Source organism: Sphingomonas sp. SP6, assembly GCF_058313435.1.
Genome location: NZ_JBZFLG010000002.1, coordinates 401,430 through 416,893 on the forward strand (window position 1 = coordinate 401,430; position 15,464 = coordinate 416,893).

At 69.3% G+C, this 15,464-nt stretch carries 11 protein-coding genes; 6 read left to right on the forward strand and 5 right to left on the reverse strand.

The features are described 5' to 3' along the window. Positions 1-13 precede the first annotated feature (13 nt). Positions 14-877 (reverse strand): RsmD family RNA methyltransferase, encoded by an 864-nt coding sequence (locus tag AC4GYY_RS07670; protein ID WP_491119677.1) that lies wholly within the window; start codon positions 875-877, stop codon positions 14-16. Next, positions 874-2,262: a threonine synthase gene (thrC, locus tag AC4GYY_RS07675; RefSeq protein WP_491119678.1), complete on the reverse strand. Its 1,389-nt coding sequence runs from the start codon at positions 2,260-2,262 to the stop codon at positions 874-876. Before thrC ends, AC4GYY_RS07670 begins: the two co-directional genes overlap by 4 nt. 280 nt (positions 2,263-2,542) lie before the next feature. Between thrC and AC4GYY_RS07680 the strand changes: the two genes are divergently transcribed. The 5 genes from AC4GYY_RS07680 (at position 2,543) to AC4GYY_RS07700 (ending at position 9,724) form a co-directional block, all read left to right on the forward strand. After that, on the forward strand, positions 2,543-3,058 hold the full coding sequence (locus tag AC4GYY_RS07680; protein WP_491119679.1) for a Ros/MucR family transcriptional regulator: 516 nt from the start codon (positions 2,543-2,545) through the stop codon (positions 3,056-3,058). 48 nt (positions 3,059-3,106) lie between these two features. Beyond that, a complete protein-coding gene (locus tag AC4GYY_RS07685) occupies positions 3,107-4,975 on the forward strand; it encodes an ABC-F family ATP-binding cassette domain-containing protein (protein WP_491119680.1) in 1,869 nt (622 codons plus the stop codon). A 170-nt stretch (positions 4,976-5,145) separates the two neighbouring features. Further along, on the forward strand, positions 5,146-6,093 hold the full coding sequence (locus tag AC4GYY_RS07690; protein ID WP_491119681.1) for a hypothetical protein: 948 nt from the start codon (positions 5,146-5,148) through the stop codon (positions 6,091-6,093). Positions 6,094-6,117: 24 nt separating this feature from the next. After that, complete coding sequence (locus AC4GYY_RS07695) at positions 6,118-7,803, forward strand: endonuclease/exonuclease/phosphatase family protein (RefSeq protein ID WP_491119682.1); 1,686 nt, start codon at positions 6,118-6,120, stop codon at positions 7,801-7,803. 76 nt (positions 7,804-7,879) lie between these two features. Beyond that, complete coding sequence (locus AC4GYY_RS07700; protein ID WP_491119683.1) at positions 7,880-9,724, forward strand: YhjD/YihY/BrkB family envelope integrity protein; 1,845 nt, start codon at positions 7,880-7,882, stop codon at positions 9,722-9,724. 222 nt (positions 9,725-9,946) lie between these two features. On the opposite strand, the gene clpA is transcribed toward AC4GYY_RS07700, so the two are convergent. Next, positions 9,947-12,262, reverse strand: coding sequence for an ATP-dependent Clp protease ATP-binding subunit ClpA (gene clpA, locus AC4GYY_RS07705; protein WP_491119684.1), 2,316 nt, complete (start codon positions 12,260-12,262; stop codon positions 9,947-9,949). Between the two features lie 144 nt (positions 12,263-12,406). Continuing rightward, entirely contained in the window at positions 12,407-12,616 is a 210-nt protein-coding gene (locus tag AC4GYY_RS07710) for a DUF1192 domain-containing protein (protein ID WP_491119685.1), read from the reverse strand. A gap of 92 nt (positions 12,617-12,708) precedes the next feature. Here AC4GYY_RS07710 and AC4GYY_RS07715 point away from each other — a divergent pair, with 92 nt between their 5' ends. Next, positions 12,709-13,713 carry an NAD(P)H-quinone oxidoreductase gene (locus AC4GYY_RS07715; RefSeq protein ID WP_491119686.1) on the forward strand — a complete coding sequence of 335 codons (1,005 nt, stop codon included), beginning with the start codon at positions 12,709-12,711 and terminating at the stop codon, positions 13,711-13,713. 145 nt (positions 13,714-13,858) lie between these two features. Here the strand turns inward: AC4GYY_RS07715 and AC4GYY_RS07720 are convergent, their stop codons facing one another. Further along, positions 13,859-15,403: an MFS transporter gene (locus tag AC4GYY_RS07720; protein WP_491119687.1), complete on the reverse strand. Its 1,545-nt coding sequence runs from the start codon at positions 15,401-15,403 to the stop codon at positions 13,859-13,861. Positions 15,404-15,464: the final 61 nt, after the last annotated feature.

Below are 15,464 nucleotides of genomic sequence, written 5' to 3' on the forward strand. Positions count from 1 at the left end.
TGAACCTCTTCTGCTACCTCGACCACCGCGCGAAGATCGCCGTCGGCAGCAGCAGCCCGCGCGCCTCCTCGCGCACCGCCATCTCGCCGACCTCGACCGTGCCGCCCAGATCCGCCAGCGCCTGCCGGACGACTTCGCCGATCGCGAGCGCGGACATGCGGACCGCATAGACGGTCAGCACGAGGAACTTGCTCTCTGAGTCGAGCAGGCGGCGGCAGTCGGCGATGAGGCCGGGAAGTCCCTCCTCCAGCCGCCAGACCTCGCCGTCCGGCCCGCGGCCGAACTTGGGCGGATCGAGGAAAATCCCGTCGTATCGCTTCCCCCGCCGCACTTCGCGCGCGGCGAACTTGGCCGCGTCGTCGACCATCCAGCGGATCGGGCGGTCGGCCATGTCGGACAGGAAGGCGTTGGCCTTGCCTGCCTCCACCGACTTCTTCGAGGCGTCGACATGGGTCATCGCCGCGCCCTTCGCGGCGAGTGCCAGCGTGCCGACCCCGGTATAGCCGAACAGGTTGAGGACTTGGTCGCCCTCGCCCGTCCGCTCGCGCATCCACGCCCATTGCGGCGCCATGTCGGGGAAGAAGGCGAGGTGGCGGAAGGGCGTGTTCTGCGCAAGGAACAGCAGCTCCTCCCAGCGGACGTGCCAGCCGCCGCGCGGCACGTCGCGCGAGAGGTGCCACCGGCCCCCGCCCTCCTCGTCCGATGCGCCGATGAAGTCGCCGTCGGCCTGCCAGTCGGGCGACGCGGGCGCCCACATCGCCTGCGGCTCGGGACGGATGAAACGGAAGCGGCCGTAGCGTTCGAGCTTGCGGCCGTGGCCGGAGTCGATGAGCCCGTAATCGGCCCAGGGCTCGGCGACGAGGGTCTGGAGCATCACCGCCCGATCGCCCGCTCGGCGATATGGGCGCTCACCGCCTCGTAGGTCGCGTCGAGCACCGCGTAGCGTTCCTCGCGCGCGAACAGGTCTCCCGCACGGCCCGGCAGCGGCGGGCGGACTCCGGTCGCGCGCTCGACCGCATCGACGAACTTGGCCGGGTGCGCGGTCGCCAGCGTGACGGTCGGCCCGTCCCACGCATGACGTCGGGCGGCGGCGAGCGCGATCGCGGTGTGCGGATCGAGCACCTGGCCCGCGGCCTCATGTGCCCAGCGCATCGCACCGGACATCGCATCGACCTCGACGCGATCGCCGGCGAACAGCGCGGCCGCGTCCTGCGCCTGCGCATTGGTGAGCCGCAGCGCCCCGCTCGCCTCGAACCCGTGCATCTGAGCAGCGAGGGCACGCCCGTCGCGCCCACCCGCGTCGAACAGCAGCCGCTCGAAGTTCGAGGACACCTGGATGTCCATGGAGGGCGTCGGAGTCGGCACCGTGACCCCGCGCGAGTAATCGCCGGTGGCAAGCGCGCGCGCGACGATGTCGTTGACGTTGGTGGCGACGATCAGCCGCTCGATCGGCAAGCCCATCCGCGCGGCGACATACCCTGCGAAGACGTCGCCGAAATTGCCCGTCGGCACGCTGAACGCGACGCTCCGCTCGGGCGCTCCGAGCCTGACGGCGGCGTAGAAGTAATAGACGACCTGCGCCATCAACCGCGCCCAGTTGATCGAATTGACCGCGCTCAGCCGAAAGCGCGACGCGAAGTCGCGATCGTTGAACATCGCCTTCACCAGCGCCTGTGCCTGGTCGAAGTCGCCGCGGATCGCGATGTTGTGGACGTTGGGCGCGGCAACCGTGGTCATCTGCCGCCGCTGGACTTCTGAGACCCGCCCCTCGGGGTGGAGCATGAAGATGTCGACGCCGTCGCGCCCCGCGACCGCGTCGATCGCGGCCGAGCCGGTGTCGCCCGAGGTCGCGCCGACGATCGTCAGATGCTCGCCACCCTCCAGAAAGCGTTCGAACAGCAGACCGAGCAGTTGCAGCGCCACGTCCTTGAACGCGAGCGTCGGCCCGTGGAACAGTTCGAGCAGCCAGTGATCGTGATCGAGCTGGACGAGCGGCGTCACCGCGGCGTGCGCGAAACGCGAGTAAGCGGAGGCGCAGAGACCGCGCAGTTCGTCTGCGGTCAGATCGCCGCCGACGAACGGCGTCATCACCGCGACCGCGGTGTCGACATAGGAGAGGCCGGCGAATGCGGCGATCTCGTCCCGCGAAAACCGCGGCCATGCCTGCGGCACGTAGAGGCCGCCGTCCGCCGCGAGCCCGGCGAGCGTCACCTCCCGGAAGGACAGCGAGGGGGCGGACCCGCGGGTGCTGACGTAGCGCATGGGTCAGCGCGCGTAGCGGTGCGACGCCCCGCGGACAAGCATCGCTGCTCTCGCAAGACCTTGCCGATCCTTTTTCGTTCGCGGCGACGGTTTAGGCGCCATAAATCCTCGGGGTTGTCCGGCCCGATCCGACAAGTCCCACCGTGCGCTCAGACAATTGGTAAAGAACTTTCGTAACGTCGTGCTAGACAAGAGCGCGCCGAACGTCGCAACGAACGATCTCAGGATTGTTGACCGGCGCGGATTTCGCGCTAGTGCGCCTCGTGCAAAGGAGTACCCTGTGACCGACACCAACGTAGACACGACCCCGGTCGAGCTCGCCACCGAACTCACTATCGCCTGGCTCTCGAATCCCAATACCCGCGCCGCCGCCGACGACGTGCCGGCCTTCCTCCAGAAGATGCACGATGCGGTGTCGGGTCTTGCTACCCCCGCGACGACTGAGCAGCCGGCGACCCCGCAGCAGGAATATGTCGCCGCCACCACCGTGCGCAAGTCGCTGGCGTCGAAGGACCACATCATCTCGATGATCGACGGCAAGCCGTACAAGACGCTGCGCCGTCACCTCGCCACGCACGGCATGACCCCGGAGCAGTATCGCGAGCGGTACAACCTGCGCGCCGACTATCCGATGGTCGCCGAGAACTATTCCCAGGCGCGCCGCGACATGGCGAAGAAGATCGGGCTCGGCCGCAAGCCCGGCGAGAAGCGCCCCGTGAAGGCCGCGACGCCGGCGGCACCGAAGGGCCGCCCCGGCCGCCCGCGCAAGACCGAGGCGCAGCCCACCGCCGAGTAAGCCGAGCATGGCACCGGGCGGCGCGCGCGTGTAGAGCGCCGCCCGATCATGCTGACCCTCACCGACATCACCGTGCGCCTCGGCGGGCGCACCATCCTCGACCACGCCTCCGCCGCGATCCCGCCGCGATCCCGCGTCGGGCTGATCGGGCGCAACGGCGCGGGCAAGTCCACCCTCGTCCGCGTCATCGCGGGGATGCTCGACCCAGACGAGGGCGCCGCCGAGATGCCGCGCCAGTCGCGGCTCGGCTATGTCGCGCAGGAAGCGCCAGCGGGTGCGGCGACGCCGTTCGAGACCGTGCTCGCCGCCGACGTCGAGCGCGCCGCGCTGGTCGCCGAGGAGGAGACGCTCCACTTCGCCGAGACCGAGGAGGAGCTCCACCGGCTGGGCGACATCCACGAGCGGCTGACCGCGATCGACGCGCACGCCGCGCCGGCGCGGGCGGCGCGGATCCTCAAGGGGCTGGGCTTCGACGAGGACATGCAGGGCCGCGCGCTCGAGCATTTCTCGGGCGGGTGGCGGATGCGGGTCGCGCTCGCCGCGCTGCTGTTTTCGCAGCCCGACGTGTTGCTGCTCGACGAGCCCTCGAACCACCTCGACCTCGAAGCCGTGCTGTGGCTCGAGGACTTCCTCAAATCCTACCGCGCGACGATCGTCATCGTCAGCCACGAGCGCGACTTCCTCAACAACGTCGTCGACCACATCCTCCACTTGGAGCGCGGCAAGCTGACGCTCTATCCCGGCGGCTACGACGCCTTCGAGACGCAGCGCGCCGAGCGGCAGGCGCAGGCCGAGGCGGCACGGGCGAACCAGGCGGCGCAGCGCGCGAAGCTGCAGGATTACGTCGCCCGCAACTCGGCGCGCGCCTCGACCGCGAAGCAGGCCCAGAGCCGCGCCAAGATGCTCGCGCGGATGCAGCCGATCGCCGCGATCGTCGACGATCCCTCGCTCAGCTTCGATTTTCCGGACCCGGACCAGCTGCGGCCGCCGCTGATCACGCTCGATCACGCCGCGGTCGGTTACGGCGAGACGCCGATCCTCCAGCGGCTGAACCTGCGGCTCGATCCCGAGGAGCGGATCGCGCTCTTGGGGCGCAACGGCAACGGCAAGACGACGCTCGCCCGGCTGCTCGCGGCGCAGCTGACCCCGATGGCGGGAGAGAAGAGCGCGTCGGGCAAGATGCGCGTCGGGTACTTCACCCAATATCAGGTTGAGGAGCTCGACGGCGCGGACACCCCGCTCGCCCACATGACGCGGGCGATGAAGGGCGCGAGCCCGGGGGCGGTGCGCGCGCAACTGGGGCGGTTCGGCTTCAGCGGCGAGCGCGCGACGGGCGCGGTCGGCAAGATGTCGGGGGGCGAGCGCGCGCGGCTCGCGCTGGCGCTGGTGACCCGCGACGCGCCGCACCTGCTGATCCTCGACGAGCCGACCAACCACCTCGACGTCGACGCGCGCGAGGCGCTGATCCAGGCGCTCAGCGGGTTCAAGGGCGCGGTGCTGATCGTCAGCCACGATCGCCACATGATCGAGATGACCGCCGACCGGCTGGTGCTGGTCGACAGCGGGACGGCGCGCGAGTTCGACGGGACGCTCGATGATTACATCGCCTTCGTGCTGGCGGGCGATCCCGACGCGAAACCCGCCAGGGCCGCGAAGAAGGACAAGCGCGCCGCGGCCGAGAAACGCGCGGGTGAGGCGGCGCTGAAGAAGCGCGCGCAGGAGGCGGAGGCAACGCTGGCCGCACTCAACGCGCAGAAGAGCGGGATCGACCGGGCGATGTTCGATCCGGCGCAGGCGGACGGGGCGCTCGCCCGGCTGACGATGGGCGAGCTGATGCAGCGGCGCGGCGCGATCGAGAAGGCGATCGCGGCGGCCGAGGCGGAGTGGCTGGCGGCGGAAGAGGCGGTGGCGGCGTGAGTCGCCCTTCTCGCGCCGGAGGTCCGCAATAGCGGCGTGTCGCACAGTACGCTCCCGGGCGGTTGACACGGGTGGGCCGACGTGGAAACTTCCGGGACAAAGTAGAAGACAGGTCGCGTGATCGGGTGAAGGACGGGATGAATCCCGTTCCTCAGCAGCGGGGACCTGTGATGACGTCTGATGTGAAGCTTGCGGAAGATGCCGTCGAGATCGTCGGTGCGCTGAGGATCGGTGGGGGGACGGCGCAACGGCCCGTCCATGTCACGACCGGCGAGATCCATAGCGGTGGCGGCTCGGGCGGCTACTCGTTCTCCGTTCGACACAAGGGCGACGAAGAGTTTCCCGACACGATCGGCGATCGCTGGGTTCTCTACGCCGACAAGAACACCGCGCGGATGTGGACCGCGGGGTTGGGAGATATCTTCACAGTTTCAACGGTCGGCCAGGCGTTTGTTCGGGGGATCACCGCCGGCTTCTCCTTCGCCGACCGCGACATCAACGCTTGGGTAGAAAGTCCCAAGCAGGGCGAGCGCTGGATCTGGTACGCGAAGGCGGGCACAGCGCGGTTGCGTTCCTCCGACGACGTGCTGACTGCAACGGTGAACGGACGAGTCGGCGTCAACGTTGGAGTTCCACAGCGGCAGCTTCACGTTCACGGAAGCGAAGTCCACAGTTCAGGGCCGGGTGCCGGCTTTTCATTCCAGTCGCGCGACGTCGCAGACTTTGCCGAGACTCCGCTGTCCGGACAGCGGTGGGTCTGGTATGCGGATGGCGGCACGGCTCGCCTCTGGTCGGGGAACGACAAGCTGGTGGTCAGCCAGTATTCGGTGAGCGCGACGGAGGAGCTCCACGCGGAGAAGGCCCTGACCGTCGCCAAGACGCTCCGCTACGATCCCTCGAACGGGCTGCGCTTCAACGGGACGTTCATGGGGCAGTACCGGTGGGAGTTCATCGTCGACCAGGGCGATGCGTCGTTGGTCCTCTACGCCGGCACTTCCCACGAACGCCGGATCGGACTGGCCGGCGTCGCGGCGCTCGCCGAGCGCCTGACGCACGTCGAGGCCGTGCTCGCGAAACTGTCTCCGGAAGATTTCCCGGCCGGTGAAGGTAAGCCCTGAGCCGAGCCGCAGGGGAGAGTAGCGATGACCAGCTTTCGCGAGATTGCCAGCGCAATGGACGTCATCCGACCGTCAGAGTCGCTCGCGGACCTGTTCGCCCGGCACCGGTGGCACGATCCGTCGCCACAGGTCTCCTTTCGGCGCATCGTGGCCCGTCACGAACTTGCAAGCGCGTCGTGGCGGTCGCTGCTTTGCTACAACACCTACCTGCTTCCCGGCCTCAACCCGCTGATCGACCTCGACGAGATTCTCGCGGTGCTGGGCGTTACCGCGGTCCAGGCCATCGTCGACCTTGACATCAAGCTTGTCGATATCGTCGCGCGCTTCGCGGTCAACCCGGTCGACATGCTGGACGAAATCGTCGGCAAGGGCCGGCTCGCGAAGCGGCTCGGGATCAGCAAGACCGCGCTTACGGCCATTGAGGTGGGCCTCGCCGTCGGCACGTTGGGCATTGGCACCGTAGCGTCGGGCCTGATCATCGAAGCGATCCTGGAACACGGCGGCAAGCAGGCGATCGACGTCCTCGTCGAGGTTCTGGGCAACACGGTGGTTGGCATCGCCCGCCTCCTTGATGCCGCGGGAATCAACCCCGTCACGGTACTGACCGGCTTCAACATCAGCGTAGCCGGCTTGCTGCTCCACTACCTTGGTGTGGACATTGATACCTCGCTGGGCGCCAAGCCGGCGCTCGAGGAGCGTGCCGACGCGATCGGCCGCGCTTGCGCCGAGTCCGGTTACGACATCATGGCGCTGTCCGAAGTCTGGGATTGGTCGGTACTCGGGCCCGGCCGCTCGATCAACGAGGCGCGGGACCGCATCCGCAAGGGCTGGGACGGGTCCGGCGTGTCGATCCATGTGCCGTCGATCGAGCAGCTCGTGCGCAAGCCGATCGCACTGATCGACGGGGGACTATACCGGATCACGACGGGCGATTGTGAGATCCTGGAGACCATCCCCTACGTCTTCGAGGCGGTCGGGGAACGACTGCTCGACACCGATGCCTGGGCGAGCAAGGGTGTATTGCTGACGCGGGTGCGGATCGGGCCCGGCGTGATCGATCTGTACGGCAGCCACCTGATCTCAGGTGCGGACCTGCTGGGGGACGCGCTGGCGATCGTCTCGGCGCAGATCGCGCTCCTGCTCACCCCCGAGGCCTTGCAGGCGCGGCGGATGGCGCAGGTCAACGAAGCGATCGCCTTCATACAGAAGACTCGCCGCCCTGAGAACATCACCGTCTTTTGCGGCGACCTGAACATCGCGGCGAGCGACCCGTCTTTCTACGCGGAGCTGGTTCAGGCGTTCGCGTCGATCGGCCTCGATGATCTCTTCGCGACCCAGCTGAGCTACGCCCCGGTGCCGCATCCCGGGACCATCTGGGGGGGCACCCACGGCGGCGCCGACGAGGATGGGGAGCACCGGTTCGACCATGTCTGCACGGTAATACGGGACCCCGCATCCGCCGAGTTCGGCTATTGCGATGATGCCGGCAAACCCGGGGTCGACGCATCGGGGGCGCCGGACCCTGCCGACTCGTCCGAGCGGATCGACTATCTTTTCGTCGAGCGTCCCACGAATGCGCACACCTTCTCGCTGGACTTCACGCGCATCCGGCGACGGCCATTCCCCGACAGCACGCTGAGCGAAGGCGCCCCGTTCCTATCCGACCACATCGGGCTGGAAACCAAGCTTCTCGCAACGCCGTTGGCGTAAGGACGTCGGGCGCCGACCGATCGGGAACACCCTCCTGATCCTGCGGTTACTCCTCCTCCAAGCCGAGGAGCAAACGTTGGATCAGCAAGGCCGCAGCGCCAAGAGCCCGTGGGCGGTGCCGTGGGCGGCGTGGAAGGCGATCCTCCTGCGGACCTGGAACGAGGCCTCGACCGACAATATCGGGTTGATCGCGGGCGGGATCGCCTTTTCCGGGTTCCTGGCGATCGTGCCGATCCTCGGGGCGATCGTGCTCAGCTACGGGCTGTTCGCCGAGCCGAAGACGGTGGTCGAGAACATCAACCAGCTCGCCGGCGTCATGCCGCGCGAGGCGGCGAAGCTGATCGGGGATCAGCTGCTCGGCATCGTCGGCTCGTCGGACGGGAAGAAGGGGTTCGCGCTGGCGCTGGCGCTCACGCTGGCGCTGGTCAGCGCGCGGAGCGGCGCGGGCGCGGTCATCACCGGGCTCAACATCGCGTACGACGAGGAGGAGACGCGCGGCTTCGTCAAGACCAATGCGCTCGCGCTGGCGATCACCGCGGGCGGGGTGGTCGTCGCGGTGCTGGCGATGGTCGCAGTGACCGCGATGGGCCAGCTTGAGACGCTCCTGCCGACGCTGCCCGATTGGACGCTCGTGATCGGCAAGCTGGCCTCCTATGCGGTGATGACGGTGGCGGGGGCGGCGGCCGCGGCGACGCTCTACCGCTTCGGCCCTGCGCGCGCGCAGGCGACGTGGGTGTGGCTGACGCCGGGATCGGGGCTGGCGGCGGTGCTGTGGCTGCTGCTGACGATCGGCTTCGGCGTCTATGTCGCGAACTTCGGCCATTATGGCGCGACCTATGGTTCGCTGTCCGCGGTCGTCGTGCTGCTGACCTGGCTCTACCTGTCGAGCTACATCCTGCTGTTCGGGGCGGAGCTCAACGCCGAATTCGAGCACCAGACCGCCGAGGACACGACAACGGGCGCGCCGCGGCCGCTGGGCGCGCGGCGGGCCTGGGTGGCGGATCATGTCGCAGGGTCCGACGCCGCCGAGCCCGTGTGGTCCGCGCTCCCCGCGCCTGCGGCGACGCCGGGCATGGCCGAGCACGCGCTCCGCTCGGCGCCGCGGATCGCGGCCAGGCTCGCGCGGGCGGCCGCGATCAGGCAGGTCGGGGCCGGCCCGGCGCTGGTCGCGGCGGGCGGCCTGGCGTTGCTCCGGCGCGGGCGCGGGCCGGCGGGCGCGGCGCTGCTGGCGGCAGCGGGTGCGGTCGCGTGGACGACGCGGCGAGGCACCTGCGTGCGGGCGGTACTGTTCGACATCGACGGGACCCTTGTCGATTCGAACGGCTTCCACGTCGAGGCCTGGGCGGCGGCGTTCCGCGAGGCGGGGCACCGGATCCCGCGCGAGCGGATCACGGGACAGATCGGCAAGGGCGGCGATCTGCTCGTCCCGACGCTGCTGCCGGGGGCGTCGAAGGCCGAGGTGGAGGCGCTCGACACGCGGCACGGCGAGATCTTCAAGGCGCGCTATCTGGCGCAGGTGAAGCCCTTTCCGGGCGCGGCAGACCTGCTCCGGCGGGTCCGGCGCGCGGGGAAAACGGTGGTGCTGGCGTCGTCGGCAAGCCAGGAGGAGGCGGACCATTATCTCGACCTGCTGGCGGTGCGCGACGTGGTGAGCGCGACGACGAGTTCGGACGACGTCTCGACCACCAAGCCCGCGGGCGACATTTTCGCCGCCGCGCTGAAAAAAGCGCGCGCGCGCGCGGGCGAGGCGGTGGCGGTGGGCGACACGCCCTATGACGTCGAGGCGGCGGCGAAGGTCGGGGTGCGAACGATCGCGGTTCGATCGGGCGGGTTCAGCGACCAGGAGCTGCGCGGGGCGGCGGCGATCTACGACGACGTGGCGGCGCTGCTCAGCGGTTGGGAGCGCGCGCCGTTGCGGTGAGACGATCGTGCCGGGCGGCGATGGCTGTCATCGTCGGTCGTCCACGAGCGTGATGGTCTGGGACGGCTCGCCCGGCGACCAGCCGACTTCGGTGAAGCTCGCGCGATCGGCTTGTCGCCGCAGCAACGGGCCGCGGGGGGCGAGCCGGATCCGCGAAAAAGGCTGCCGCGGCGCGAGCCGGGCAGCCTCTTCGCGAGCGATCAAGGTGAGACGGTCGACCCTTTACTCCGCCGTCACCGGCGCGGGCTTGCCGCCCTTCTTCTTGGGCTTCTTCGGCGCGGCGGGCTCGATCTCGAAGGCCAGCGCATTGTCCTTCAGCCGGACGGTGACCTCGCCGCCGTGGACGAGCTTGCCGAACAGCAACTCCTCGGCGAGCGGCTGCTTGATCTTCTCCTGGATCAGCCGGCCCATCGGGCGTGCGCCGTACAGCTTGTCATAGCCCTTGTCGGTCAGCCACTTGCGGCTGTCGTCGTCGAGCTTGATGTGGACGTCGCGGTCCGCCAGCTGGAGTTCGAGCTGGAGGATGAACTTGTCCACCACCCGCGCCACCACCTCGGTCGGCAGATAGCCGAACGGAACGATCGCATCGAGCCGGTTGCGGAACTCGGGTGTGAACAGCTTCTGCACCGCCTGTTCGTCCTCGCCCTCGCGGCTGAGATTGCCGAAGCCCAGCGTCTCGCGCGCCATGTCGGATGCGCCCGCATTGGTCGTCATGATCAGGATGACGTTGCGGAAATCGACGGTCTTGCCGTGCTGGTCGGTCAGCCGCCCGTTGTCCATCACCTGGAGGAGGATGTTGAACAGATCCGGATGCGCCTTCTCGATCTCGTCGAGCAGGAGGACGCAGTGCGGATTCTGGTCGACCGCGTCGGTCAGCAGCCCGCCCTGGTCGAAGCCGACATAGCCCGGAGGCGCGCCGATCAGCCGCGAGACGCTGTGCCGTTCCATATATTCGCTCATGTCGAAGCGCTGGAGCGGGATGCCGAGGATCGCGGCGAGCTGCTTGGCGACCTCGGTCTTGCCGACGCCGGTCGGGCCGGTGAACAGGTAGTTGCCGATCGGCTTCTCGGGCTCGCGCAGGCCGGCGCGGGCGAGCTTGATCGCGGACGACAGCTTCTCGATCGCCGCGTTCTGGCCGAAGACGACGCGCTTCAGATCGGTCTCGAGCGTGGCGAGCTGGGTCTTGTCGTCGGCGGACACGCTCTTGGGCGGGATGCGCGCCATGGTGGCGATCACGGCCTCGATCTCCCTGGGCGTGATCGTCTTCTTGCGCTTCGACGGGACGACCAGCATCTGCATCGCGCCGACCTCGTCGATCACGTCGATCGCCTTGTCGGGGAGCTTGCGGTCGTTGATGTAACGCGCCGACAGCTCGACCGCCGACTTGATCGCATCGGGCGTGTACTTGACGCTGTGGTGCTCCTCGAACGCCGAGCGCAGCCCGGCGAGGATCTTGATCGTGTCCTCGATCGTCGGCTCGTTGACGTCGATCTTCTGGAAGCGGCGCAGGAGAGCGCGGTCCTTCTCGAAGTGGTTGCGGAACTCCTTGTACGTGGTCGAGCCGATGCAGCGGATCACCCCGCCGGACAGCGCGGGCTTCAGGAGGTTGGACGCATCCATCGCCCCGCCGCTGGTCGCGCCGGCGCCGATCACGGTGTGGATCTCGTCGATGAACAGGATCGCGTGGGGCAGCTTCTCGAGCTCGTTCACGACCTGCTTCAGCCGCTCCTCGAAGTCGCCGCGGTAGCGGGTGCCCGCGAGCAGCGCGCCCATGTCGAGCGAATAGATCACCGCGGGCAGCAGCACCTCGGGCACGTCGCCCTCGACGATCTTGCGCGCCAGCCCTTCCGCGATCGCGGTCTTGCCGACGCCGGGATCGCCCACGTAGAGCGGGTTGTTCTTCGAGCGGCGGCACAGGATCTGGACGGTCCGGTCGACCTCGGGCCCGCGGCCGATCAGCGGATCGACCTTGCCGTTCTTCGCCTTCTCGTTGAGATCGACGCAGAACTGCTTGAGCGCGCTTTCGCCCTTCTTGTCGGCGGGCTTCTTCTCCTCCTTCTCCTCGGCGCCCTTGGGACCCTGCGCAGTCTCCGCCTGCGCGCCCTTGCCGACGCCGTGCGAGATGAAGCTCACCGCATCGAGGCGGCTCATGTCCTGCTGCTGGAGGAAATAGACCGCATAGCTCTCGCGCTCGCTGAACAGGGCGACGAGGACGTTCCCCCCCGTCACCTCGTCGCGCCCCGAGGACTGGACGTGGAGGATCGCGCGCTGGACGACGCGCTGGAAGCCGCTGGTGGGCGACGGATCGGTGGCCGAGGAGACCTTGAGCGCATCGAGCTCGGTATCGAGGTAATGCGCGACGGTCTGCTTGAGCTCGCCCAGATCGACGCCGCACGATTGCATGACCTTGGAGGCATGCTCGTCGTCGATCAGCGCGAGGAGGAGGTGTTCGAGCGTCGCATATTCGTGGCGACGCGAGGAGGCGGCCTCGAGCGCCTTGTGGAGCGTGGTTTCGAGAGCGCCGGCGAAGGATGGCATGATCTTACTCCGTGGGACCCGCGTGGGGAGCGCGGCCCTTTGCGACTATGTCGGGAGCCGAGCCCCCGGCATCAAGCGCCCCGACCTCCACGCGATCGGCGTCGAACCGGCGGCGAGAGCATCGCGCGGCCGGCACCACGGGGCTCATCGCTTGAATAGCTCGTCGGCGATTGCACGATGGTTAACGGCGCCTTCGATCTTCTTGCGGCAGCGGGCGATCTCGCCGTCCAACGCGGTGATCCTGGCCTCCAGCTCGGAGACGGACAGGCGATCCAGATCCTCGCGCAGCAGCGCGGGCAGCGGCCCGTCTCGCGAGCCTTCGGGCCGGGGCCCCAGGAGATCGTCCAGGTCCACGGTGCAGAGCGTTGACCCGCGGATCGGCGATGTCAATAAGCGCCGCCTTCGGCCCGACGTATCGGCGACGGACCGGAGGGGGGACCAGGCCGATGACGGACCTACCGACGACGATGCGCGCGATCGACCCTGAAGCGGCGGGCGGGCCGGAGGTGCTGCGTGTGGTCGAGCGGCCGACGCCGGCGCCGGCCGAGGGCGAGGTGCTGATCCGGGTCGCGGCGGCGGGGGTCAACCGGCCCGACGTCATGCAGCGGATGGGGCTGTACCCGCCGCCGCCGGGCGCGCCGACGATCCCGGGGCTCGAACTGGCGGGGACGGTGGTGGCGGTCGGCGACGAGGTTCCGCCCGAGATGATCGGCCAGCCGGTCTGCGCGCTGGTCGCCGGCGGGGCCTATGCCGGCTATGCCGTCGCCCCGGCGGGGCAGTGCCTGCCGGTCCCCGAGATGCTGACGATGCTCGAGGCGGCGGCGATCCCCGAAACGCTGTTCACCGTCTGGACCAACCTGTTCGAGCGCGCCTTTGCGGTCGAAGGCGACATCGTGCTGGTCCATGGCGGCACGAGCGGGATCGGCACCATGGCGATCGCGCTCGGCCGGCTGTTCGGGCTGACCACGATCGTCACCGCCGGATCGGACGAGAAATGCGCCGCGGCGCTGCGGCTCGGCGCGGACCACGCGATCAACTACCAGACCGCCGATTTCGTCGCCGAAGTAAAGGCGATCACCGGCGGCAAGGGCGTGAACGCGGTGCTCGACATGGTCGGCGGCGACTATCTGCCGCGCAATCTCCAATGCCTGGCCGACGACGGCCGCCACGTCTCGATCGCGGTGCAGCGCGGGGCGAAGGCGGAGGTGCCGATCTTCGAGATCATGCGGCGGCGGCTGACGCTGACCGGATCGACGCTGCGCGCGCGCGACGCCTCGTTCAAGACGATGGTGGCGGACGAACTGGCGCGGACGGTGTGGCCCCACGTCGAGGCGGGGCGGCTGAGGCCGGTGATCGACCAGGTCTATCCGCTGAGCGAAGCCGCCGCCGCGCACGCGCGGATGGAGGCGGGGGACCATGTGGGGAAGATCGTGCTGGAGGTGGGGCCCTAGACGCACCGGCGCCGCCCGGTCGCCAGACCTGCGATCCCATGGCCGTGTCGCGCGCGCAGGATCACGACGTCGGCCGTGCAGTGCCAGCGAGCCGCCTCGGCCGGCGCGCGCGCGTCTCGCCGGGCGCGGCGGAGGGGACCCGGCGTTACTGCGCCTCGAGCTCGCGCAGGCTGCGGCCGCGGGTCTCGCGCCCGGCGCGGGCGATCATCGCCGCCGACAGCGCGGCGGGCGCGAGCAGGACCAGCGCCGCGCCGCCGAGCGTCGGGATCAGTCCCGCAAACGCGCCGAGCTGCACCGCGACGCCGCCGAACTTGCTCGCCCCCGCGATCAGCCCCGTCGCGCGGCCGCGGACCCCGAGCGCGTAATTTTCGGCGGCATAGGGAAGCAGCACCGCGATCAGCCCGTTGCTGCCGACGACCAGCAGCGCGATCACCGCGACGAGCACCGGCGGGCTGGCGAGCGTCGCTGCGGGCAGCAGCGCCCCCGCGAGCCCGGCGAGCGTGAGCAGCACCGTCCCCACCAACGTCCACTTGCTGCTCCAGCGGCTGTAGAGCAGCGCCGCGACCATGATCGTCGGCAATGCGATCAGCGCCGAGCTGGCGATGATCCCGCTGGCGAGCGAGGCGGAGAAGCCGCGGTCCTGCAGATCGCTCGGCAGCCACAGCAGCAGCCCGAAGTTGACGAAGCTCCAGGCGAGCGCGGTCAGGACGAGCGCGAAGGTCAGCTGGCGATGATGGCGGGCGGCAGGGACGGCGTCGGCGGGCGCGGGGCTGCGCGGGCGCGGGACGATCCCGAAGCGACGCGCCATGTCGGCGAGTTCGACGTCCATCCCCCGCTCGGCGAGGAAGCGCGGCGATTCGGGGATCCAGCGGGCGAGCGCGAGCAGCAGCAGCCCGGTCGGGAAGCCCTGGAGCCACAGACTGCGCCAGCCGAGCACCGGCTCGAACGTATGCGCGGCCGCCGACGCCGCCAGATAGCCGCCGACCAGCCCGGTGCCGCCGACGAGCACCAGCACCCAGCTGCGATGCCGCGGCGGCATCACCTCGGCCAGCAACGTATAGACCACCGGCAGCATCCCGCCGGCCGAGCATCCCATCAGGAAGCACATGACGAGGTTCCACGCGAACGCGGGCATCGCCCCGCAGATCGAGGTCGAGACGAACAGGATCGTGGACAAGAGGATCGATACCCGCCGCCCGTAGACGTCGGCGAGCCAGCCCCAGACGAACGAGCCCACCGTGGTCCCGGTCAGCGCGACGAACGGCAGCAGCGCGGCGGTGTGCTTGGCGATCCCGTATTCGCCCCGCATCCCCGGCAGCACGAAGCCGAGCGTTGCGGGCTTCATCGTGTCGATCACCAGCCCCAGCGTCAGCACCACCAGCACCGCGGCGTGAGCGCGCGTCAGCGGGGTCGAGTCGGGCGCCTCGAACGACGTGCCGGCGGAGGCGCCGTGCGTCGCCCTGCGGGTCGGAAGCGCGCCGACGATCGCCGCCGGGACGCCGAGCGCGATCAGAGCCATGCCCGCGTACATCGACGCATCCATCGGCATCCCCGACAGATGGTTGCCCATGCGGTGCGCCATCGCCAGCATCGGCAGGTGGAGCGCCACGCCGACGCTGATCGCCGCACAACCCGACCAGAACAGCGGCCAGCGTTCCCCGATGATCGACGCGCGCCCCGTCGCCGGCATGCCCTTACTCCCCCAAACTCGCGCGCGACCCTAGCCCGGCCTCGCGGCGGTCGGCAATCCG

Coding starts and splice junctions, on each gene's coding strand:
- thrC (WP_491119678.1), bottom strand. CDS start 2,262: ATGCGCTACGTCAGCACCCGCGGGTCCGCCCCCTCGCTGTCCTTCCGG.
- AC4GYY_RS07685 (WP_491119680.1), top strand. CDS start 3,107: ATGCTGACCCTCACCGACATCACCGTGCGCCTCGGCGGGCGCACCATC.
- AC4GYY_RS07690 (WP_491119681.1), top strand. CDS start 5,146: ATGACGTCTGATGTGAAGCTTGCGGAAGATGCCGTCGAGATCGTCGGT.
- AC4GYY_RS07695 (WP_491119682.1), top strand. CDS start 6,118: ATGACCAGCTTTCGCGAGATTGCCAGCGCAATGGACGTCATCCGACCG.
- clpA (WP_491119684.1), bottom strand. CDS start 12,262: ATGCCATCCTTCGCCGGCGCTCTCGAAACCACGCTCCACAAGGCGCTC.
- AC4GYY_RS07715 (WP_491119686.1), top strand. CDS start 12,709: ATGACGGACCTACCGACGACGATGCGCGCGATCGACCCTGAAGCGGCG.
- AC4GYY_RS07720 (WP_491119687.1), bottom strand. CDS start 15,403: ATGCCGGCGACGGGGCGCGCGTCGATCATCGGGGAACGCTGGCCGCTG.